The organism is Caulobacter sp. GW821-FHT11A05 (assembly GCF_058809015.1).
Genome location: NZ_JBXASF010000008.1, coordinates 24,550 through 45,643, shown reverse-complemented (window position 1 = coordinate 45,643; position 21,094 = coordinate 24,550). Strand labels below are relative to the sequence as shown.

Genomic DNA, 21,094 nt, shown 5'->3' with positions numbered 1-21,094 from the left:
TCGCGTCGGCGGGACGTCGTAGCGCTGTCCGCCAGGGCGGCGGAACCTCCGGACATCAACCGGTCAAGGACAGTCGATGAAGATCAACACGGCGTCGGTGCTCAAGGCGAGACGGCAGAGATCCTGGTCCCAGGAAGAGCTGGCGATCGCCTCCGGGCTCAACCTGCGGACCATCCAGCGCATAGAAAGCGATGGGTCGGCGTCACTTCAGTCGAGGAAAGCGCTCGCCGCCGCCCTCGACGTCGATGTCCAGGACCTCGAATGCGAGGAAGAAACGATGTTGCAGAAATGGGAATACAAAGTCGTCGACACCAAGGATCGCAAGGTCCTTCAGTCGGAACTGGACAAGGCCGGCGCCGATGGCTGGGAGCTGGTCTCCACGACCTCGATGTTCAACCCGATGATGACGAACGTCGTGCACACGATGTTCTTCAAGCGGCCGCGAGCCTAGCGCGCGCTACTCCGCCGCCTTCTTGAGGTTTTCCTCTTCCGCCTCGAAGGCCTCGATCTGCTTGGCGGTGTACTCCGGCGACTTCGTGAACCGGGCCAAGAGGTTGTAGAACACCGGCACGATGAACAGGGTCAGCATGGTCGAGACCATGACCCCGAAGAAGATGACCACCCCGATGGTCTTGCGGCTCTCGGCGCCGGCCCCCTGCCAGAGGATCAGCGGCAGCGCCCCGAACCCGGCCGAGATGCTGGTCATGATGATCGGCCGCAGCCGCAGGCTCGCCGCCTCGATCACCGCCTCGCGGATACTTCGGCCCTGGTCGCGCATCTGGTTGGCGAACTCGACGATCAGGATGCCGTTCTTGGCGGCGATGCCGATCAGGATGACCAACCCGATCTGACTGTAGGTGTTGATCGTCGAGCCGGTGATCAGCAGCCCGAACAGCCCGCCCAGCGCCGCCAGCGGCACGGTCAGCATGATTACCGCCGGATGGATCCAGCTCTCGAACTGCGCCGCCAGCACCAGGAAGACCAGCAGCAGCGCCAGGCCGAACGCCAGCCCAACGGCGCCCGAGGCCTCCAGGAAGTCCCGCGCCTGGCCGCCCCAGGCCACGGTCACCGCGGAGCTCTGCTGCTTGGCGGCCTCGGCCCTCAGGAAGTCGATGGCGTCGGCCACGGTGTAGCCGGGGTTGAGCTGGGTGGTCAGGGTGATGGCCCGCAGGCGGTCGACCCGTGGCCGGTCAGGGATGTCACCCCGCACCTTGGTGTCGACCACGCTGGACAGCGGCACCAGCGCCCCCGACCCCGACCGCACATACAGGCTGTTGAGGTCGTCGATGGTCCGCCGCCGCTCCAGCTCGGTCTGGACGACGACGTTATACTCCTGGCCGTTCTTGATGTAGGTGCCGACCCGCCGCGAGCCGAACATGGTCTCCAGCACCCGGCCCACCGACTGGGCTGAGACGCCGACGGCGGCGGCCTTGTCGCGGTCGATGTCGACCGACAGCCGCGGGGCGTTGGGCTCATAGTCGATGCGCGGCCGCGCGAAGCCCGGATTGTTCTGGGCGGCTTCCAGCAAGGGCTGGAGCCAGCGGTTGATCTCGGCGTAGTCGTTGCCCAGCGCGATCAGGTCGACATTGCTGCCGCCACCTCCCCCGCCGCCGCCACCACCCCGCTGGAACGGCCCGCGCACGCTGGCCACGGCCCGCACCCCGGTGATGCCGCTCAGCGACTTGTTGAGCTCCGCCGCCACCTCGTCGGAGGTCTTCTTGCGGTCGCCCCAGTCTTTCATGACCAGCACGCCGTTGCCGGTGTTGAACTGGCTCTGGCCGAAGCGCGGCACGCTGACGACATAGCGCTCGGCCTCGCCCTCGTCGTAGTAGCGCTTGAGCTGTTTCTCGACGGCATAGGCGGCTTTCAGGGTGTATTCGTAGCCGGCCCCTTCCGGGCCGTTGATGCTGACATCGACGCGGCCCCGGTCCTCGTTGGGCACCAGCTCCTGCGGGATGGTGGTGAACAGCAGCGCCGCCAGCCCCATCAGCACCACCACCAGCACCCCCGCCCCGATGCTGGCCGCCCGCCAGCCCAGCAGCATGTCGAGGCTGTCGTGATAGCTGGTCCGCAGCCGGGTCATGCCGGCGTCGACCTTGCGGGCCAGCCAGCCCTCGCTGTGGGCCGGCCGCAGCAGCTTGGAGGCCATCATCGGCGACAGGCTGAGGGCCAGCAGGGCCGAGAAGGCCACGGCCGAGGCAATGGCCACCGCCAGCTCGACGAACAGCCGGCCGATGTAGCCGGGCAGGAACATCAGCGGCGCGAACACGCTGATCAGAACGATGGTCGTCGCCACCACGGCGAAGAACACCTGACGCGCCCCGCGCATGGACGCCACCGCCGGCGGTTCGCCGTCGTCGACCCGCCGCTGGATGTTCTCGACCACGACGATGGCGTCGTCGACCACCAGGCCGATGCTCAAGACCAGGGCCAGCAGGGTCAGCAGGTTCAGCGAAAAGCCCAGCGGGGCCAGGACGATGAAGGTCGACATCAGGCAGATCGGGGCCACCACCGAGGGGATGACCGCCGCCCGCCAGCTGCCCAGGAAGACGAAGTTGACCAGCGCCACCAGGAACAGGGCGATGCCCATGGTGATCCACACCTCGCGGATCGCCTCGGCGGTGAACTCCGAACTGTCGACGGCGACGATCAGCTTTGTGCCGGCCGGCAGATTCTCGTTGATCTTGGCCACCTCGGCCTTGGCGAGGTCGGCGATCTTCAGGTCGTTGGCCTGCGACTGGCGGGTCAGGGCGATGCCGATCTGCAGGACGCCGTTGCCCCGGAACAGCTTGCGCCGCTCGTCCGGCCCTTCCTCGATGCGGGCGATGTCGCCCAGGCGGGTGACATAGGCGGGGTTGTCGATGCCGGCGCTCTGCACCTGGCCATTGTTGGAACTGGTCGCGGTGGCGCCGGCCACCCCCGTCGCAGCCGTGGTGGTCTGACTGCCGCTGGTCGCCGCCTTGACCGGCAGCTTGGCGAAGTCCTCGGGCCGCGAGTAGCCGCGGTTGACCCGGATCGTGAAGTCCTTGCTCTGGCTCTCCAGCGAGCCAGCCGGCAGCTCGACGTTCTGGCTGTTCAGCGCCGTCTCGACGTCGTCGACGGTCAGGCCCCGCGCCGCCATGGCGTCGGCGTCCAGCCAGATGCGCATGGTGTAGAGCGGCGCCCCGGCCAGGCCGACGGTGGCGACGCCCGGAATGGTCGACAGCCGCTCGACCAGGTTGCGGTCGGCGTAGTCGGCCATCTCGATCGGCGTCTGCGTCGTCGAGGTCATGTTGAGGATGATGATCGGCGAGCCGTCAGCCGTGGCCTTGGCGATCTGCGGCGGATCGGCCTGGTCAGGCAGGTTGGCCGTCACCCGGCTGACGGCGTCGCGGACGTCGTTGGCGGCGGTCTCCAGGTTGGTGTCCAGGGTGAAGGTGATGTTGACCCGGCTGACCCCGTCGCGGCTGGAGCTGTTGACCCGGTCGATGCCCTGCACGCCCGACACCTGGCGCTCGATCACCTGGGTGATCCGCTCCTCGATGACTTCAGCGGAAGCCCCGCGATAGGTGGTCGAGATCGACACCACCGGCGGGTCGACATTGGGCAGCTCGCGGATCGGCAGGGCGGCGAAGGCCGCCAGACCGATGACGCAGAGGATGATGGCCGCGACGGCGGCGAAGATCGGCCGGCGGACGGAAAGGTCGGAGAGCATCAGTTCCCGCCCTTGGACCGCGTCCCGCCCTTGCCCTGGCCGCCTCTTTGGCCCGGCAGCCGCACCTGCTGGCCGTCCTGCAGGCGGTTGAGGCCATCGGCCACCACCTTGTCGCCGGCCTTGACGCCGTCGATCAGCTCGACGAAGCCGCCTTCGTTGACACCGGGCGTGACCAGCACCTTGCGCGCCACGGCGCCCTCGCCGCGCGGGGTGATGATGTAGACGAAGGCCTGGTCGCCCTCGTTCTGGATGGCGCTTTCCGGAACCGACAGCGCCGTGCGCTGGCCGTGCTCGACGTTCACCCGCATCATCATGCCGGGCTTGATGCGGCCGCCGGCGTTGGCGAACTCGGCCCGGGCGGTGATGGCCCGGGTGGCGGTGTCGATGCGGGTGTCGATCTGGGCGATGCGGCCGGTGAAGCTCTGGTCGGGATAGGCGTCCGGCGTCGCCACGATCGGCGAGCCCTGGCGCAGCACGGAGAGATAGCGGTCCGGCACGTCGAAATCGACGCGGATCAGGCCCAGGTCATCGAGGCTGACGATCGGCGACCCGGGGCTGATCAGGGCCCCCGGGGCGATGTCGCTGAGGCCCACGACGCCGGCGAACGGCGCCCGGATCACCCGGTCACCCCGGCGGGCGCGAGCCGCGCCGGTGCTCGCCCGGGCGGTTTCCAGCGCCGCCAGATACTGCTCGGCCGTCGCCTTCGGCGCGATGCCCTTGTCGGCAAGGGTCTTCCAGCGAGCGTAGTCCCGCTCCGCCTGGTTCTCGCGGGCCTGCGCCTCGGCGACACCCGCGTCCTGTTCCGTAGCCTTCAGCGTGACCAGGACCTGACCGCGCGACACCGCCTCGCCGTCGCGGAAATGCACGGCGGTGACCAGCTCGGCAGTGTCGGAGGTGATCGTCACCGACTGGCGGCCCTTGGCGACGCCCAGCACGGAGATCTTGTCGGCGAACGGCCGCTCGGCGACCACCACCGGCGCGACGCTGGCCGCCCGGCCGCCGCCGCCCTTGCCCTTCATGTCCTCGCCGCCGGTCGCCATCTTCAGGCCGCCGAGCACCACCATCAGCAGCAACACCGCGCCGGCGGCGATCAGGAAGAAATGACGACGGACCACAAAACACTCCCGGGCGCTCAAGGCTGAGCGGTCGTTGAACGCGCTATCTGGATCAAGGGCTGCCTCTGTAAAGCCGCTCCCCGTTCCGCTACCGTGTCAGGCCTGTTGCAACGCTGAAACAATGGCCTTCGAATGCCCTGCCACCGCTCGCTTTTCAACGCCGCGAGCCGCAAAGCCCTGCAACAAATTTTCCTTACGACAAAGGCGCCCGCCCAGAGGGCAGACGCCTTCGCCGAATACGTTCACCGACCGACGGTGCGCAATTATGCGTCGTAGCCCGGCGATCCGCGATCCAGCTGCCGAAGGCAGCCGGGCCAGGCCAGGTTGCCGATCGGCCCCATGCCATTGCCCATCTGCCCGCGCACCTCGGCCTGCGCGCCTTCCGGGGCCAGCAGCACATTCTCGCGGCCGCCGCTCAGCGCCATCACCTGCTGGGCGCAGGCCCGCTCGAGGTAGAACATCCCCAGCCAACACTCCGCCGCCGTCGCGCCTACGGCCAGGGTGCCGTGGTTGCGCAGCATCATCAGCCGCTTGGTCGGCCCCAGGTCCGCCACCAGCCGCTCGCGCTCGTCGAGGTTCAGGGCGATGCCTTCGTAGTCGTGATAGGCCAGCTGTGGGATGACGATCAGCGCATGCTGGCTGAGCGGCAGCACCCCTTCCTTCTGGGCCGCCACCGCGACGCCCTGGTCCGAATGCAGGTGCATGACGAACTGAGCGTCCTCGCGGGCCGCGTGCACGGCCGAGTGGATGGTGAAGCCCGCCGGATTGATGAAGTAGGGCGTCTCCTGCTGCACCACGCCGTTGAGGTCGATCTTCACGAGCGAAGAAGCGGTGATCTCGTCGAAGAACATGCCGTAGGGATTGATCAGGAAGTGGTGCTCGGGCCCCGGGATGCGGGCCGAGATGTGGGTGAAGATCATGTCGTCCCACCCGTGCAGCGCCACCAGGCGGTACAGCGCCGCCAGATCGACCCGCGCCTTCCACTCCTCGGCGGAGACCTTGTCCTTCAGCGACGACGCTGGCGTGGACCCATCGGCCATGACGGTGTTCCTTCCCGATTTGAAACTGTTGTTTGGAAAGTCGCGCCGGGCGCTTGTCACGTCAAGCAAAGGCTTTACCCGCGCCCTATCCCAAAATTCCGATTATCCCGACGAAAGTCGGGACCCAGCTGGCAATCTGCATGTGGGTTCAGCTCTGAAGAGCGCCAGCGCCTGTTCCGCTGGTGGACACTGGGTCCCGACTTTCGTCGGGATAATCGGATGTGGGGGTTACGTCCCCCTCACCTGCGCCACCGCATCCAGCCAGCGCGCGTATGCACTCTCCCGCGCGTGGTCATCGATGGCGCTCCTCAGCAGCTCCCCATCCGGCCGCGCCTTCGCCGCCTCCTCCACGCTCGCGAACACCCCCGCCCCGACCCCAGCGAACAACGCCGCCCCCAGCGCTGTCGTCTCCTCATAGTTCACCCGAAACACCGGCAGGTTCGTCAGATCCGCCAGCCGCTGCGAAAACCAGGCGCTCCGCGACATCCCCCCGTCGATCCGCAGCTCCGCCGCCTCGCCGAACGCCTCGGCCGCGTCGGCCTGCATCGCCTCGATCAGGTCCCGCGTCTGCAGGGCGCAGGCGTCGAACGTCGCCGCCGCGATCTCCGCCAGCCCGGCGTCCCGCGTCAGCCCGAAGATCGCTCCCCGCGCCTCGGCGTCCCACCAGGGCGCGCCAAGACCCGTGAAGGCCGGCACCACCACCACCCCGCTCCCCGGTTTCGCCGTCCGCGCCAGGGCCTCGGCCGCCCGCGGTCCGCCGGTCATCCCCAGCCCCTCGCCCAGCCACTGGATCGCCGCCCCGGCCACGAAGATCGAGCCTTCGAGCGCATAGGTCACCCGCCCGCCGACCCGCGCCGCCACCGTCGTCAGCAGCCGCGAGCGCGACACCGGCCGCGCCTCGCCGGTGTTGAGCAGCATGAAACAGCCCGTCCCATAGGTGGCCTTCATCTCCCCGGCCCGGATACAGCCCTGCCCCATCAGCGCCGCCTGCTGGTCGCCGGCCACGCCGCGGATCGGCACCGCCGCCCCCAGCAGCTCCGCCGTCGTCTCCCCATAGTTGTCGGCGCAGTCGAGCACCTTCGGCAGCAGGGCCGACGGAACCTCGAACATCTCCAGCATCTCGTCCGACCAGGCCTGCGCCTCGATGTCGAACAGCAGGGTCCGCGAGGCGTTGGTCGCGTCGGTGGCATGCACCGCCCCGCCGGTCAGTTTCCAGATGCACCAGGTATCCATCGTCCCGGCCAAGAGCTCGCCGGCCTCGGCCCGGGCCCGGGCCCCGGGAACCTTGTCCAGCAGCCAGGCGATCTTGGTCGCCGAGAAATAGGGATCCAGCAGCAGCCCGGTGACCTCCGTCACCCGCGGCTCGACCCCGGCCCGCACCAGCGCCTCGCAGACATCGGCCGTCCGCCGATCCTGCCAGACGATGGCCGGATGGATCGGCCGCCCGGTCTTTTTGTCCCAGATCACCACCGTCTCGCGCTGGTTGGTGATGCCGATGGCCGCCACATCGCCCGCCGCCCGCCCGGAGCTGGCCAGCGCCTCGCGCAACACCGCCTGGGCCGCCGTCCAGATCTCGTCGGCGTCATGCTCCACCCAGCCATCGGCCGGATAGCTCTGGCGCAGCGGCCGCGTCGCGTCGGCCAGCGGCTTGCCCGCCGTGTCGAAGACGATCGCCCGGGTGCTGGTCGTGCCCTGGTCCAGCGCGAGGATCACCTTGGCAGCCATGCGACATTTCTCCCTGTCCGAGTTCTGAAGACTCGCTCTCGGTTTTAAGCATGTTTTCACGCCCGGCCGTCAGGTTGAAGATCACCGCATCGATTCGGGGATGCCCGTGGCGTTGGCCGCCCAGACTGCCGATCTTCTCGACCTGGCCCGCAACCGCGCGCCCGCCGCTCGCGAACGCCTGCTCGAGAGCATCATCGGCCTCTGCAACGCCGCCTCCGACGTCATCGACACCGACAGCGTCCAGGGCCTGCTCGGCTCCATCTTCATGCAGCTGGTGGCCGAGGCCGAGCGCGACATCCGCATCCGCCTGTCCGAAAAGCTGTCCACGGCCAGCTGGGCCCCGCCGGCCCTGATCAACGTCCTGGCGCTGGACGACATCGCCGTCGCCGCCCCGATCATCGCCAACAGCCCGGTGCTGCGCGACCACGACCTGATCCGCGTCCTGGTCGAGGCCACCCTCGACCATCAGATCGCCGTCGCCCGCCGCGGCAAGATCACCTCCACCGTCGTCGAGGCCATCCTGGCCACCGACGAGCCGGCCGTGCTGACCGCCCTGGCCGCCAACGACAGCGCCGCCGTCAGCGACGAGGGCATGGCCCGGCTGGTCGAGATCAGCCGCCGCCACGCCGCCCTGCGCAGCCCCCTGGCCCGCCACCCCCGCCTGTCGTCGGACCTGGCCCTGCGCCTCTACCTCTGGGTCGGCCAGTCGCTGCGCGGCGCGCTGACCGACCGCTTCCGGCTCGAGCCCGGCGTCATCGACGCGGTGCTGGCCGATTCGGTGCGCGAGGCCCATTCGAGCCCCAGCGCCGGCCAGACCCTGAACAACATGGCCTGGCAGGACGAAGCCGAGAACGAACGCCGCCTGGTCGGCAAGCTGCACGAGGCCGGCCAACTGCGCCCCGGCTTCCTGGTGCGCATGCTGCGTGAGCGGAAGCTCAACATCTTCGTCACAGCCCTGGCCACCCTCGGCGGCTTCCAACCCGACCACATTCGCCGCGCCATCGACAGCGACCGGCCGGAACTGCTGGCCCTGGCCTGCGTGGCGGTCGGCATCGACAAGGGCGCCTTCGCCGACATCCTCGAGCAGGTCCGCGAGCTGAACAACGGCCTGCCGGGCGGCGGGACCGAGGGCACGCGCCGCGCCATCGGCGCCTTTGGCCCCTCGTACGATAAGGACATCGCCGGCATGGCCTTCCGTCAGGCCGTCGCGATCGTTTGACAACCGCCGATCGGTCGGGCCTTTCTGCCCCCCGATGTTCGACGCCAAGCCCGCCCTCACCCGCATCGCCTTCGCCGCCAGCGACCGGCCCGAAGCGCAGGAGGCCATGGAGGCCCTGGGCGCCCGCTATGGCGCCGTGCCCGAGGCCGAGGCCCAGGTCATCGTCGCCCTCGGCGGCGACGGCTTCATGCTGGAAACCCTGCACCGCACCATGAAGCTGGCGAAGCCCATCTACGGCATGAACCGCGGCTCGGTCGGCTTCCTGATGAACGAGTACAGCGAGGAGGGCCTGATCGAGCGGGTCAACGCCGCCGAGCGCGCCGTCATCCACCCCCTGACCATGGTCGCCATCGACAGCCACCGGCGCCAGCACCGCGCCCTGGCCATCAACGAGGTGTCGATGCTGCGCCAGACGCGCCAGACCGCCAAGCTGCGCATCTCCATCGACGGCAAGGTGCGGATGGGCGAGCTGGTCTGCGACGGCGTCCTGGTCGCCACCCCGGCCGGCTCGACCGCCTACAACCTCTCCGCCTATGGCCCTATCGTCCCCATCGACGCCAAGGTCCTGGCCCTGACCCCGATCAGCGCCTTCCGCCCCCGGCGCTGGCGCGGCGCCCTCCTGTCCCACACCGCCCGGGTGACCATCGAGGTCCTGGAGGCCGACAAGCGCCCGGTCAGCGCCGTGGCCGACAACTTCGAGGTCCGCGACATCGTCGAGGTCCACGTCGGCGAGGACCGCAGCGTCAGCATGGCGATGATGTTCGACGCCGGCCGGAGTTTGGAAGAGCGCGTGCTGGCGGAACAGTTCAGCGGGTAGGGATTTCGCGCTCCACCCGCCCCCACCAACCACCGTCATCCTAGGCCTTGTGCCTAGGACCCACGCGTCCGCCGCACTCACGGTGGTGTGGAGGCGCGGCCGCGCCTCCAAGGCAGAAGATCGCGGCGGCCGAGCCGTGGGTCCTAGGCACAAGGCCTAGGATGACGGGCGGTGGGGGGGGCTGGCGGGAACCTCCAGCCGTCGGAGTCACTGCGCCAGCAACCGCTTCGGATGCACCCCGTCCACATAGCCCATGAACGGCGGGTGGATCGAATAGCCGAGGAGTTCCCGCGCTCGCTCCGGCAACGTCGCCGCCACGTCCGGTGGTACGGCCAGGGTCATGTTCTCCAGCTGCCGCGCCCAGCCGGCGCAGTACTGCGGGGTGATGATCAGCCGGGCCTTGTCCGAGCGGTTGGCGCCACCGCGATGCAGCAGCGTGCCCTTGGCGATGGCCAGGGAGCCGGCCGGCATGACCAGCTTGACCGCATCGGCCCGCGCGCCGGGGTCGCTGTCGTCCGGCCGGTAGGCGCCGGTCTGGAAGCTGGCGGGCGCGGCGCTGCCCTCGATCATCGTCTCGCCCCACAGGTGGCTGCCGGGGATCACCTCGGTCGCGCCATTGAGCTCCGTCGTCTCATCGATGGCCCAGAAGCAGCTGACGCCCCAGGCCCTGCGCGGGCGCGGCGCCTGGATGCCGCCGTCGTCGGTGTGCCAGGGCTGCACCGTCTCGCCGGGATGCAGGTTGATCGCCAGGCAGGCCGACAGCAGGCAGGTAGGCCCCAGCTCCGCCTCGGCGAAGGCCAGCGCCAGAGGATGCGTCGCCAGGTCGGCGAACACCCGGCCCTTGGCCAGCAGGGCGTAGACGCGGTTGGTCCGCTCGCCCTCGAAGTCGTTGCGCCCGAACTTCGTGAAATTCGGTTCGAGCGCCGCCCGCAGGTCGGCCAGCGCCGCCTCGTCCAGCACGCGTTCGAAGATGACGAAGCCGCGTTCGTCGTACTCGGCCTTGGCGTCGGTGAACGACCGGCCGCCAAGCCAGGGCAGGGCGGCCGTCTCGCTCATGTCACGGCCGCTTGCGGACGATGCTGTCCAGGCTCCACGGTCCGCCGCCGGCGCATGCCAGGTAGAGGAAGATGAAGCAGAACAGCAGGGCCGGCTCGCCGTGGTTCAGGGCCGGATAGAAGCCCTGGGCCGGCGGCAGGGCGAATTTCCAGTGGGCCATGATGTAGGCCACCGCCATCATTCCCGAGAGCACGAAGGCCACCGGCCGGGTGAACAGGCCCAGCGCCAGCAGGCCACCGCCGACGATCTCAAGCCAGCCGGCGACCAGCAGCATGGTCGGCAACGGATCGGGCGCGCCTTCCTGCGGCACGGGGAAGTGGAAGATCTTCATCAGGCCGTGGGCCATGAAGGCCAAGGCGGCGACGATGCGCAGCAGGCTGAGCACCCTGCCGGCCTGCGGAGCCAGGAACGTGAAATCCATCGGTAACCCCTCCCTCTAGAGCTTGCCTACGCGGCCTTGGCCTGCGCATCCGCCATCCGTTGGATGGCGACATAGTCGGTCTTGCCGGTGCCCAGCACCGGCACTTCCTGAACCTTGAGGATCTTGCGCGGCACCGCCAGCTCCGGCGCGCCGATCGACTGGGCGTGCTGCAGCAGCGCGTCCACCGCCGCGTCGCGCCGGTCGGTGACCAGCAACAGCTTCTCGCCCTTCTTGGGGTCGGGCATGGAGATCACCGCGTGCCGCTCGTTGGGCCACACCGCCGCCGCCAGATCCTCGGCGGCGGTCAGGCTGACCATCTCGCCGCCGATCTTGGCGAACCGCTTCACCCGGCCCTTGATGGTGATCCAGGTCCCGTTGTCGTCGATGGAGACCACATCGCCGGTGTCGTGCCAGCCGCCGGGCGGCGCATCGATGCCGCCGTCCTCGCGCAGATAGCCGGCCATGATGTTCGGCCCCCGGATCAGCAGCCTGCCGCCGCCGGGAATGCCCTCCACCGGCTCGACCCGGTATTCCATGCCCGGCAGCAGGCCGCCGACCGTGCCCCGGCGATTGTCGTCCGGCTTGTTGACCGCCACCACGGGCGCCGCCTCGGTGGCGCCATAGCCCTCCAGCACCGGCACGCCGCCAAAGCGGTCGCGGATCAGGTTGTGGGTCTCGTCGCGCACCTTCTCGGCCCCGCAGACGATGAACTCCAGGTCCGACAGCTCGCCAGGCTCCGCCGACCGCGCGTACTGGTTCACGAAGGTGTCGGTGGCCAGCAGGATCGAGGCCCCGCAGTCCTTGATCAGCGGCGGAATCTGCTTGGTGTGCAGCGGCGAGGGGTACTGGAAGGCCTTCATGCCGGTCAGGATCGGCAGGATCACCCCGCCGGTCAGCCCGAAGCAGTGGAAGGTCGGCAGCGGGTTGAACATCACCCAATGCGGCTGCAGGTCGATGTGGGCCGCCACCTGCACGGCGTTGGCGATCAGGTTGGCCTGGGTCAGCACCACCCCGCGCGGCGCTCCGAAGCTGCCGGAGGTGAACAGGATGACGCCCGGATCGTCCGGCTTGGTCTTGGCGGCGAACAGCCGCGGCGCCAGGCCGGCGGCGGCGGCGAAGGCCTTGTCGGCAAGGCCGATCTTCTCACGGACCTCCTCCAGGTAGACGATCTTGGCGTTGACCTCCAAGGCGTCGATCAGGTCGTGCAGCTTGCCCTGTTCGATGAAGGCATGGGCCGTCAGCACCGTCTTCACCCCGGCCAGCTTGCAGGCGGCCCGCAGGTTCCGCAGGCCCGAGGTGAAGTTCAGCATGGTCGGCACGCGCCCGAAGGCGTGCAGCCCGAAGAAGGTCACCACCACCCCGGCGCTCGACGGCAGCAGCACCCCGACCCGTTCGCCGGGCTCGGTGATCTGGGCGATCTTGCGGCCCAGCGCGAAGCTGGCCCGGATCAGCCCGGTGTAGCTGAGGGGCGTGCGGTTCTGGTCTTCCAGAATTGATTTCTTGGCGCCGTGGGCGTCCCGGGCGTCGATCAGGGCCGTAAAGAGCGACCGTTCGACTTCCCGCGCATCAAAAGCACGCGGCATAGGAGCTCCGAACTGTTTCCCACCGTTATTAAGGCTGAGCGTATAGAGCGCATCACGCGTTGAAAAGGTCCGTTACAGGCCGTGATCCGGGGCAAGCCCTTGCGCGGCAAGCCGTGCAGCGCGCCGTTGCGCGACAATTCCGTCCACGGACGCCATCCAGGCGGCCCGCACAGAATCGGCTTCCAGCTGCAGATAGGGTCCCTGAGCCCCGGCCGGCGCCGCCTGATCGGCGCAGTCGGCGGCCCGCGCACAGGCGGCCGCCAGCGACCGTGGCGCCCCGATCATCAGCACCGGCTCCTTCAAGGCCGGCAGGGCGGCCATCGCCTGGTCCCAGCCCCGGGCCATCGTCAGCCGCCCGCCCAGGCTCGGCCCACCCATGCGCAGGTCCGGGTTCACCCTCTGCCACAGCTGCTGCACGCCAGCCCGGTAGCGGTCGCCGCTCGGTGGGGGCGGCGCCTCGCGCGTCCAGCCCGCCGCCCAGGGCTCGCGCAGGCCGCCCAGGCCGACACGGTTGAACAGCTCATCGTGCGGTCCGGCCCCGGCAGGCTTCCAGGGCGCCAGCAGCACCAGGGCGTCGCCGCCGAACCCCCGCTGCGCCGCCAGGATGGCGACCACCGCCCCCGACCGCTCGCCGAGCAGGATCACCGGCTTGCCGTCCTCCGGAATGACCATCCGCAAAAGGGCCTTCACCGCCAGCAGGTCCGGCTCCATGTCGGGGATGTGGCCGACGTCACGGGCCGGGGTGAACCGCCCCGAACCGCCCTGGCCAGCGCCTTCCAGCACCCAGACGGTGTAGCTCCTGGCATTGAAGTCAGCCGCCGTCTCGAACCAGGCCTCGGCGCTCTCGCCATAACCCGGCAGGATCACGACATGGGCCAGCGGCCCCGTCGAGGGCGACGACACTCCATATCTCTGGGCCGGATAGTCCCCCGCCTGCACCAGCCCCCAGGCCCAACCCTCGGGCGGCAGGAAGCGCGGCGAGATCACCGGCGGCGTGCGGCTTTCGGTGAACGGCTCCCGCCCGCCGTCCTGCCCGCAGGCCGTCAGCAGCAGCGCCAGGCAGAGGATCAGACCGCGATACATCCGGCCGAGTGTTGCGTTGGAGGGGAGGGGCCGCAAGGGCTCTCCCGCAACACCGTTCCCTTCTCCCGCTTGTCGGGAGAAGGTGGCCCCCGAAGGGGGTCGGATGAGGGCAGCGCCAGCCTTTGGAATCGGCCCGCGTTATGGCGCGGCAGGGGCTGCATCCCGATGAGCCGGCGCTGCCCTCATCCGGCCGCGAAGTCTATCCTCGGGCGCGCCTCGCGCGACCCGGGGGCGTCCACCTTCTCCCGACAAGCGGGAGAAGGGCGAGCCAAGGGTTGATCCGGCGCGCTGGAAAGCCGATTTAGGCCTCATGGTCACCGTGATCGACACCCTCAAGGCCCGCCCCCGCCACCCGGAGAAGCAGGCCCGTCCGGACTCGCCCGTGCTGCGCAAGCCCGAGTGGCTGCGCGTCCGCGCCCCCGGCAGCGCCGGCTACAACGAAACGCGCGACATCGTCCGCCAGCATGGCCTGACCACCGTCTGCGAAGAGGCGGCCTGCCCCAACATCGGCGAGTGCTGGACCCAGAAGCACGCCACCATGATGATCATGGGCGAGATCTGCACCCGCGCCTGCGCCTTCTGCAACGTCGCCACCGGCAAGCCCAACCCGCTCGACCCCACCGAACCGGCCCGTGTCGCCGAGGCCGTCGCCAAGATGGGCCTCAAGCACGTCGTCATCACCTCGGTCGACCGCGACGACCTCGCCGACGGCGGGGCCCAGCATTTCGCCGACGTGGTGCTGGCCATCCGCGCCGCCGCCCCGGGCACGACCATCGAGATCCTCACCCCCGACTTCCTGCGCAAGGATGGGGCCGAGCGGGTGGTCATCGACGCCGCCCCCGACGTCTTCAACCACAACCTCGAGACCGTGCCGCGCCTCTACCTGACCATCCGTCCGGGGGCCCGCTACTACAACTCCCTGCGCCTGCTGGAGCGGGTCAAGGAACGCGACCCGACCCGTTTCACCAAGTCCGGCCTGATGGTCGGCCTGGGCGAGGCCAAGGAGGAGGTCATGCAGGTGATGGACGACATGCGCTCGGCCGGCGTCGACTTCCTGACCATCGGCCAGTATCTGCAGCCGACCCGCAAGCACGCCCCCGTCGACCGCTTCGTGACGCCGGACGAGTTCGCCGCCTATGAACAGATCGCCCGCGCCAAGGGCTTCCTGATGGTCTCGGCCAGCCCTCTGACCCGCTCCTCGCACCACGCCGGCGAGGACTTCGAGCGGCTGAAGGCGGCCCGGCTCGCCAAAGAAGCGGCCGCCTGAGTTGCGCCACGCGCTGACGCGCATCCTTCCCTACAGTCCCGACCTGCTGTTCCAGCTGGTCGGCGACGTCGAGCAGTATCCGAAGTTCGTGCCCTGGGTGACTGGCATGCGGGTCTGGAACCGGCGTGAGCCCGAGCCCGGCCTGGTGACCCTCGACGCCGAGGCCGCCGTCGCCTTCACCTTCCTGCGCGAGAAGTTCGCCACCCGCGTCCGCCAGGATGCGAACGCCGGGGTCATCGAGGTGAACCTGCTCTACGGCCCGTTCCGCCGCCTGTGGAACCGCTGGCGATTCGTCCCCCACGCCGACGGCTGCGAGGTCACCTTCGAGATCGAGTTCGAATTCAAGGTCGCCATGCTCGACCGCGTCCTGGCGTCGAACTTCGACCTGGCCGTGGCCAGGCTGATGAAATGCTTCGAGGACCGGGCGGCGGTGTTGAGCAGACAAACCTGATCCTTCTCCCGCTTGTCGGGAGAAGGTGGCCCGCGAAGCGGGTCGGATGAGGGCAGCGCCGGTCCAGGAGAATCGAGGCACGAAAAAAGGCAGGCCAGCCTTCCGGCTTCAGCGCTGCCCTCATCCGTCGGCCTACGGCCGCCACCTTCTCCCGACAAGCGGGAGAAGGAACCCCAATATTCCTACTGCCGATCGCCCGGGCGGCTGCCCGGCAGGCCTTCGCTGTCGTCGCGGGGCAGCATGCCGCCGTTGCCGACGTTGCCCAGCAGCTGTTCGAGAATGCTGATCTCGCGGCCGCGGGTCGGGGTCTTCCTGCCATTGAACGACACCACCTTGCCGTCTTCCAGCTTGTAGGTGTTGACCGCCATGACCTGCTCGCTGCCCGGGTCGAACGACACGGCGACGACGTCGCGCTTGGCCACCCGCGGCTTGTAGAAGGCCACCCGGTCGGTGACCTGAGTCATGTAGAACCACAGGTTGGAGTCGCGGGCCGAGACCGTCTTGATCTCCTGGCCGGCCACGGCGCCGTTGCTTTCGGTCAGCGAGGTGGCCGAGGGCGAGCCCAGCTTGGTCATCACCGTCGACTTGGTGTCTTCGCCGACCTTGACGTCGGCTGGGTTGGCCTCGACGACCTGGAAGCCGGAATAGCTGGTCATCGGCGTACAGGCGCCGGTGGCCAGAACGGCGGCGCCGATGAACAGCGCGATAGCGGACTTGCGGATCAAAGCTCGGACTCCGGTGTGTAATCTTTGACCTATCGCCCGCGGGGGCTTAGTTCAATGCCCCGCTTTAGCCAGAAGGCGGGGCGAAATCGAGGCGGATATGTTCTTCAAACGGTTCAGGAAGCCCAGGCCGGCCGTCATCGCGGGCGAGGCCCTCTACGCCGCCGCCGTCGCCCAGGCCCGCCGGCCGGGGCTCTACACCACCTATGGCGTTCCCGACACCCGCGAGGGCCGGTTCGAACTCTACAGCCTGCACGTCATCCTGCTGCTCGATCGCCTCAAGGGCGGTGACGAACATAGCGGCGAAACGAAGCAGGCCCTGGTCGACCGTTTCACCCGCGGCCTCGACGACGCCTTCCGCGAGCTGGGCGTCGGCGACGTCGCCGTGCCCAAGCGGATCAAGAAGCTGGGCGAGGCGTTCTACGGGCGGGCCCGTTCGGCCGACCAGGCCTTCGCCGGCCTGCCGGACACCCGCACCCTGCAGGCCCTGCTGGCCCGCACCCTCTACGACGGCGATGACGCCAAGGCGGCCGCCATGACCGACTATATCGTCCGGGCCCGTGAAGACCTGGCCGCCCAGCCCGCCGAGGCGCTGCTGGCCGGCGAGGCCCAATGGCCGGAGGTGTGATGGATACCCCGCTCTGGTCCCACACCGTCACCCTCGCCGACATCGGCCGGGGTCTGGCGCCGGTCGACCTGACCGCCGACGCCGCCACCCGGGTCGCCATCGCCCGCGAACTGGGCCTCGAACGCCTCGATTCCCTGACCGCCCGCGTCCGCGCCAGGCCCTGGCTCGACGGGGCCGAGATTCACGGTTCCCTCTCGGCCGAGGTGACCCAGATCTGCAGCCTGTCCGGCGAGCCCTTCGAACAGACCCTGACCTGCGACTTCACCGTCCGCGCCGTGCCGGCCGGCAGCGACGCCGCCCCGAAGTCCGAATCGCTGGAGGTCGACATCGACCCCGAGGGCGAGGACCCGCCCGACGTCCTCACCGCTGAAAAGGTCGACCTCGCCGCCTATGTGGTCGAGCACCTGGCCCTGGAGGTCGATCCCTTCCCCCGCAAGCCGGGCGCGGTCTACGAGCCGCCGCCGGAAGACAGTTCCGCCTCGCCCTTCGCCGTCCTGACCCAGCTGCGCAAGGACAAGGACGCTTAAATGAGCGGCCCCTTGCATCCCGCCCGCCCGGCGCTATCGTCCGGCCGCTTCGCCCACCGGCCCCGTTCGGCCGGTCCCACCAAGGCGTCTCCGGGAGCCAAAGGCCCGTCTTGTCGAAACCGCTGATCCTTTCCGTCGACGCCATGGGCGGCGACCACGGCCCGTCCGTGGTGATCCCCGCTCTTGGTATCGCCTCTGGCCAACTGGGCCCGGGAGTCCGCTTTCTCATCCATGGCGATGAGGCCAGGATCGGTCCCGAACTGGCGAAGCTGCCCGCCGTGGCCGCCGTCAGCGAGGTGCGCCACACCGAAAAGTTCATCGCCATGGACGAAAAGCCCGCCCAGGCCATGCGCCGCGGCAAGGGCTCCAGCCTGTGGAACGCCGTGCAGGCGGTGAAGGACGGCCAGGCCGTCGCCGCCGTCTCGGCCGGCAACACCGGCGCCCTGATGGCGGTCTCCATGCTGATCCTGCGGATGGGTCCGGACATCAACCGTCCGGCCCTGACCGCCAGCTGGCCGACGGCCGGCGGCATCACCACCGTGCTCGACGTCGGCGCCAATGTCAGCGCCGACGCCGAACAGCTGGTCGAATTCGCCATCATGGGCGCGGCCTTCCACCACGCCATCCAGGGCGGCGGCCGCCCCACGGTGGGTCTGCTCAACGTCGGTTCCGAAGACCAGAAGGGCCATGAAGAGGTCCGCGAGGCCCACGCCCTGCTCAAGGCCACGGCCTTCGAGTTCGACTACCAGGGCTTCGTCGAGGGCGACGACATCGCCAAGGGCACGGTCAATGTCGTCGTCACCGACGGCTTCACCGGCAACATCCTCTTGAAGACCGCCGAGGGCGTTGTCCGCTTCATCGCCAGCGAGCTGCGCGCCGCCCTGAAGTCCAGCCCGATCAACATGCTGGGCGCCCTGTTGGCCACCAGCGGCCTCAACAGCCTGAAGTTCAAGCTCGATCCGGGCGCCGTCAACGGCGCCCCGCTGCTGGGCCTCAACGGCATCGTCATCAAGAGCCACGGCTCGGCCGACGCCAAGAGCTACGCCGCCGCCGTCGTGGTCGCCGCCGATCTCGCCAGAAGTGATTTCGCCGCCGAGATCGACCGCAGCGTCAAACAGCTGTCGGCCGCGCTGGCCAAGCCGTCTCCGGAGCCTGAAGTAAAGTGACCCAAGTGCTGCGTAGCGCGATCACCGGCGTCGGCGCCTATCTGCCGCCCGACATTGTCACCAACGAAGCCCTGTCGAAGATCGTCGACACCACCGACGAGTGGATTCGCGAGCGCACCGGCATCCGCCAGCGCCACCGGGCCGGCGACGACCAGGCCGTCTCCGACCTCGCCGTCGAGGCCGCCAGGAAGGCCCTTGAAGCGGCCGGCAAGACCCCGGCCGACATCGATCTGATCGTGGTGGCCACCACCACCGCCGACCTGACCTTCCCGGCCACCGCCGCCATCATCCAGCGCAAGCTGGGCTGTCCGGTCGGCATCGCCTTCGACGTCCAGGCCGTCTGCTCGGGCTTCGTCTACGCCCTGACCGTCGCCGACGGTTTCGTGGGCCGGGGCAACAGCCAGTGCGCCCTGGTCATCGGGGCCGAGACCATGACCCGGCTGATGGACTGGACCGACCGCGGCACCTGCGTGCTGTTCGGCGACGGGGCCGGCGCCGTGGTGCTGGAGCCGGTGATGGGGACTGGCGCCAACACCGACCGCGGCCTGGTCAGCTGGGCCCTGCGCTGCGACGGGACCAAGCAGGACCTGCTCTATGTCGACGGCGGCCCCTCGACGACGGGCACTGTCGGCAAGCTGCGGATGGCCGGCAACCTGGTGTTCAAGCACGCGGTCGTCAACATTTCCGAATCGATCGAGGCGGCGCTGGAGAAGGCGAACCTGACCATCGCCGACGTCGACTGGTTCATCCCCCACCAGGCCAACGAGCGCATCCTGCACGGCGTCGCCAAGCGCCTGGGCCTCGATGAGCACAAGGTCGTCCAGACCGTCGCCGACCACGCCAACACCTCGGCCGCCTCCATCCCGCTGGCCCTGTCCACGGCCATCGACGACGGCCGCATCAAGAAGGGCGACCTGCTCCTGATGGAAGCCATGGGCGGCGGCCTGACCTGGGGCGCGTGTTTGGTTCGGCTGTAGATTTCCTTCTCCCGCTCGTCGGGAGAAGGTGGCCCCCGAAGGGGGTCGGATGAGGGCAGCGCCAGCCTGTCCCAATCGTCCACGTTCTGGCGCCGTTCAGCACCCTCGCACCCTTCAAGGGCCGGCGCTGCCCTCATCCGACGGCTTCGCCGCCACCTTCTCCCGACGAGCGGGAGAAGGAACCGATGTCGTCACTGACCCTACGTATGCAGGCATGCGCGGAACCCTTTGACGGCACGACGTTTTCGCGTCATGGATGGCGTTAAGACATTGGCTGGGAGGGGTCCCATGAAGGGCGCGACACTCACGCGCGCGGAACTGTGCGAAGCGGTCCACGAGGAAGTGGGCCTGACGCGGCAGGACTGCTCCGAACTGGTCGAACGCACGCTCGACCTGATGGCCGAGGCGCTGGAGCGTGACGAACAGGTCAAGCTGTCGGGCTTTGGCGTCTTCCAGGTCCGGGCCAAGCGGGCCCGCATGGGCCGCAATCCCAAGACCGGCGAGCCGGCCGAGATCGAGCCCCGCCGGGTCATCGGTTTCCGGGCCAGCCAGGTGATGAAGGCGCGAATCGATCGCGCTTTGGAAGGCTAGGGCCGGTTTGGCGAAGGGCCCCCACGCCTTCCGCACCATCTCGGAAGCGGCCGACGAGCTCGGCGCGCCACAGCACGTCCTGCGTTTCTGGGAAACCAAGTTCACCTTCATCAGCCCGATGAAGCGGGCCGGCGGCCGCCGGTTCTACCGCCCGCAGGACATCGAGGTCCTGCGCGCCGTCCAGACCCTGCTGCACAGCGAGGGCTACACCATCAAGGGCGTGCAGAAGCTGCACAAGGACGGCGGCGTCAAACGCATCCTGGCCGTGGCCCGCGGCGAGGAAGGCCCCTCGCAAACCGACTCCGGCGACCTCGACCCGCCCAGCGGCGAGATGAGCGACGACGCCCGCCTGCGCCTGACCGACACGCTCAGCGAGCTGGAAGCGATCAAGGCCCGGCTGGATGGGTTGTTGAGGCGGTAGCCTCTACCGTGTCCCTTCTCCCGCTTGTCGGGAGAAGGTGGCGGCCGTAGGCCGACGGATGAGGGCGGCACCGGCCACGGCCCATTCATCCGCGTTCTGGCGCGATCAGCGCTGTCGTATTTCGGTTCCTTTTGACCCTCCGGCGCTGCCCTCATCCGACCCCCTTCGGGGGCCACCTTCTCCCGACAAGCGGGAGAAGGAAAATGGGCGTTGCCCGCGCCGGACCTCATCCCTATAAGGGCGCTCCTCCCTGTTTCGGAGCGTGGCGCAGCTTGGTAGCGCACTTGACTGGGGGTCAAGGGGTCGCAGGTTCAAATCCTGTCGCTCCGACCAGGGAGGCTTTCTTACATCGGGTAGATCAGGTCCGCGGCCCGCCCGGTTCCTTGTTCATCCAGGCCAGCAGCGGAAACAGCGGCAGGCCCCAGGCCGTGCCGGCGATGGCGAAGAACACCAGTTCGAGCAGGAAGTTCTTCGGCAGCATGCCGTGCAGGCTGACCATGCCCATGGCGTAGAGCGCCAGGAAGACCAGGATCAGGACCGTCCCGATCATCTTCTTCAGTTTCGGATCCACGCAAAAACTCCCGCCGCTCG

The 21,094-nt window shown here is 68.8% G+C and carries 21 protein-coding genes and 1 tRNA gene; 12 read left to right on the top strand and 10 right to left on the bottom strand.

The features are described 5' to 3' along the window. Positions 1–76 precede the first annotated feature (76 nt). The gene (locus AC1RSK_RS12790; RefSeq protein ID WP_492907930.1) at positions 77–451 is read left to right on the top strand and encodes a helix-turn-helix domain-containing protein; all 375 of its coding nucleotides are present in this window, start codon (positions 77–79) and stop codon (positions 449–451) included. A 6-nt stretch (positions 452–457) separates the two neighbouring features. Here AC1RSK_RS12790 and AC1RSK_RS12785 read toward each other — a convergent pair whose 3' ends face one another. The 4 genes from AC1RSK_RS12785 to glpK all read right to left on the bottom strand — a co-directional run bounded on the left by AC1RSK_RS12785 (position 458) and on the right by glpK (position 7,574). After that, positions 458–3,694, bottom strand: a complete 3,237-nt coding sequence (locus AC1RSK_RS12785) for an efflux RND transporter permease subunit (protein ID WP_492907929.1) — start codon at positions 3,692–3,694, stop codon at positions 458–460. Further along, the gene (locus AC1RSK_RS12780; protein ID WP_492907928.1) at positions 3,694–4,809 is read right to left on the bottom strand and encodes an efflux RND transporter periplasmic adaptor subunit; all 1,116 of its coding nucleotides are present in this window, start codon (positions 4,807–4,809) and stop codon (positions 3,694–3,696) included. Before AC1RSK_RS12780 ends, AC1RSK_RS12785 begins: the two co-directional genes overlap by 1 nt. A gap of 263 nt (positions 4,810–5,072) precedes the next feature. After that, a complete protein-coding gene (locus AC1RSK_RS12775) occupies positions 5,073–5,849 on the bottom strand; it encodes a class II aldolase/adducin family protein (RefSeq protein ID WP_492907927.1) in 777 nt (258 codons plus the stop codon). A gap of 228 nt (positions 5,850–6,077) precedes the next feature. Further along, positions 6,078–7,574: a glycerol kinase GlpK gene (gene glpK, locus AC1RSK_RS12770; protein WP_492907926.1), complete on the bottom strand. Its 1,497-nt coding sequence runs from the start codon at positions 7,572–7,574 to the stop codon at positions 6,078–6,080. 106 nt (positions 7,575–7,680) lie between these two features. On the opposite strand from glpK, the gene AC1RSK_RS12765 reads away from it, so the two are divergent. Together AC1RSK_RS12765 and AC1RSK_RS12760 are read left to right on the top strand one after the other, a co-directional pair. Beyond that, a complete protein-coding gene (locus AC1RSK_RS12765; protein ID WP_492907925.1) occupies positions 7,681–8,793 on the top strand; it encodes a DUF2336 domain-containing protein in 1,113 nt (370 codons plus the stop codon). Positions 8,794–8,827: 34 nt separating this feature from the next. Beyond that, on the top strand, positions 8,828–9,610 hold the full coding sequence (locus AC1RSK_RS12760; protein WP_492907924.1) for an NAD kinase: 783 nt from the start codon (positions 8,828–8,830) through the stop codon (positions 9,608–9,610). A gap of 207 nt (positions 9,611–9,817) precedes the next feature. Here the strand turns inward: AC1RSK_RS12760 and AC1RSK_RS12755 are convergent, their stop codons facing one another. The 4 genes from AC1RSK_RS12755 to AC1RSK_RS12740 all read right to left on the bottom strand — a co-directional run bounded on the left by AC1RSK_RS12755 (position 9,818) and on the right by AC1RSK_RS12740 (position 13,789). Next, on the bottom strand, positions 9,818–10,666 hold the full coding sequence (locus AC1RSK_RS12755; protein ID WP_492907923.1) for a phytanoyl-CoA dioxygenase family protein: 849 nt from the start codon (positions 10,664–10,666) through the stop codon (positions 9,818–9,820). Between the two features lies 1 nt (position 10,667). Next, on the bottom strand, positions 10,668–11,087 hold the full coding sequence (locus tag AC1RSK_RS12750; protein WP_492907922.1) for a DoxX family protein: 420 nt from the start codon (positions 11,085–11,087) through the stop codon (positions 10,668–10,670). Between the two features lie 26 nt (positions 11,088–11,113). Then, positions 11,114–12,670: an AMP-binding protein gene (locus AC1RSK_RS12745; protein WP_492907921.1), complete on the bottom strand. Its 1,557-nt coding sequence runs from the start codon at positions 12,668–12,670 to the stop codon at positions 11,114–11,116. A gap of 72 nt (positions 12,671–12,742) precedes the next feature. Next, positions 12,743–13,789, bottom strand: a complete 1,047-nt coding sequence (locus AC1RSK_RS12740; protein WP_492907920.1) for an alpha/beta hydrolase — start codon at positions 13,787–13,789, stop codon at positions 12,743–12,745. Between the two features lie 274 nt (positions 13,790–14,063). Here AC1RSK_RS12740 and lipA point away from each other — a divergent pair, with 274 nt between their 5' ends. Both lipA and AC1RSK_RS12730 read left to right on the top strand, forming a co-directional pair. Next, the gene (lipA, locus tag AC1RSK_RS12735) at positions 14,064–15,020 is read left to right on the top strand and encodes a lipoyl synthase (protein WP_492907919.1); all 957 of its coding nucleotides are present in this window, start codon (positions 14,064–14,066) and stop codon (positions 15,018–15,020) included. A 1-nt stretch (position 15,021) separates the two neighbouring features. Then, positions 15,022–15,471, top strand: coding sequence for a type II toxin-antitoxin system RatA family toxin (locus AC1RSK_RS12730; RefSeq protein WP_492907918.1), 450 nt, complete (start codon positions 15,022–15,024; stop codon positions 15,469–15,471). Positions 15,472–15,653: 182 nt separating this feature from the next. Here AC1RSK_RS12730 and AC1RSK_RS12725 read toward each other — a convergent pair whose 3' ends face one another. Continuing rightward, positions 15,654–16,196 (bottom strand): outer membrane protein assembly factor BamE, encoded by a 543-nt coding sequence (locus tag AC1RSK_RS12725; protein ID WP_492907917.1) that lies wholly within the window; start codon positions 16,194–16,196, stop codon positions 15,654–15,656. A 97-nt stretch (positions 16,197–16,293) separates the two neighbouring features. Between AC1RSK_RS12725 and AC1RSK_RS12720 the strand changes: the two genes are divergently transcribed. The 7 genes from AC1RSK_RS12720 (at position 16,294) to AC1RSK_RS12690 (ending at position 20,836) form a co-directional block, all read left to right on the top strand. Continuing rightward, positions 16,294–16,821, top strand: a complete 528-nt coding sequence (locus tag AC1RSK_RS12720; protein ID WP_492907916.1) for a ubiquinol-cytochrome C chaperone family protein — start codon at positions 16,294–16,296, stop codon at positions 16,819–16,821. Continuing rightward, positions 16,821–17,348: a YceD family protein gene (locus tag AC1RSK_RS12715; protein WP_492907915.1), complete on the top strand. Its 528-nt coding sequence runs from the start codon at positions 16,821–16,823 to the stop codon at positions 17,346–17,348. The genes AC1RSK_RS12720 and AC1RSK_RS12715 overlap by 1 nt, the downstream gene beginning before the upstream one ends. Before the next feature lie 143 nt (positions 17,349–17,491). Continuing rightward, positions 17,492–18,514 carry a phosphate acyltransferase PlsX gene (plsX, locus tag AC1RSK_RS12710; protein WP_492908126.1) on the top strand — a complete coding sequence of 341 codons (1,023 nt, stop codon included), beginning with the start codon at positions 17,492–17,494 and terminating at the stop codon, positions 18,512–18,514. 5 nt (positions 18,515–18,519) lie between these two features. Beyond that, a complete protein-coding gene (locus tag AC1RSK_RS12705) occupies positions 18,520–19,491 on the top strand; it encodes a beta-ketoacyl-ACP synthase III (RefSeq protein WP_492907914.1) in 972 nt (323 codons plus the stop codon). Between the two features lie 288 nt (positions 19,492–19,779). Then, complete coding sequence (locus tag AC1RSK_RS12700) at positions 19,780–20,082, top strand: integration host factor subunit alpha (RefSeq protein ID WP_166574719.1); 303 nt, start codon at positions 19,780–19,782, stop codon at positions 20,080–20,082. Positions 20,083–20,089: 7 nt separating this feature from the next. Further along, a complete protein-coding gene (locus AC1RSK_RS12695; protein WP_492907913.1) occupies positions 20,090–20,503 on the top strand; it encodes a MerR family transcriptional regulator in 414 nt (137 codons plus the stop codon). A 256-nt stretch (positions 20,504–20,759) separates the two neighbouring features. Next, positions 20,760–20,836, top strand: a tRNA-Pro gene (locus tag AC1RSK_RS12690). A gap of 25 nt (positions 20,837–20,861) precedes the next feature. Here AC1RSK_RS12690 and AC1RSK_RS12685 read toward each other — a convergent pair. Continuing rightward, complete coding sequence (locus AC1RSK_RS12685) at positions 20,862–21,074, bottom strand: DUF2842 domain-containing protein (protein WP_492907912.1); 213 nt, start codon at positions 21,072–21,074, stop codon at positions 20,862–20,864. Positions 21,075–21,094: the final 20 nt, after the last annotated feature.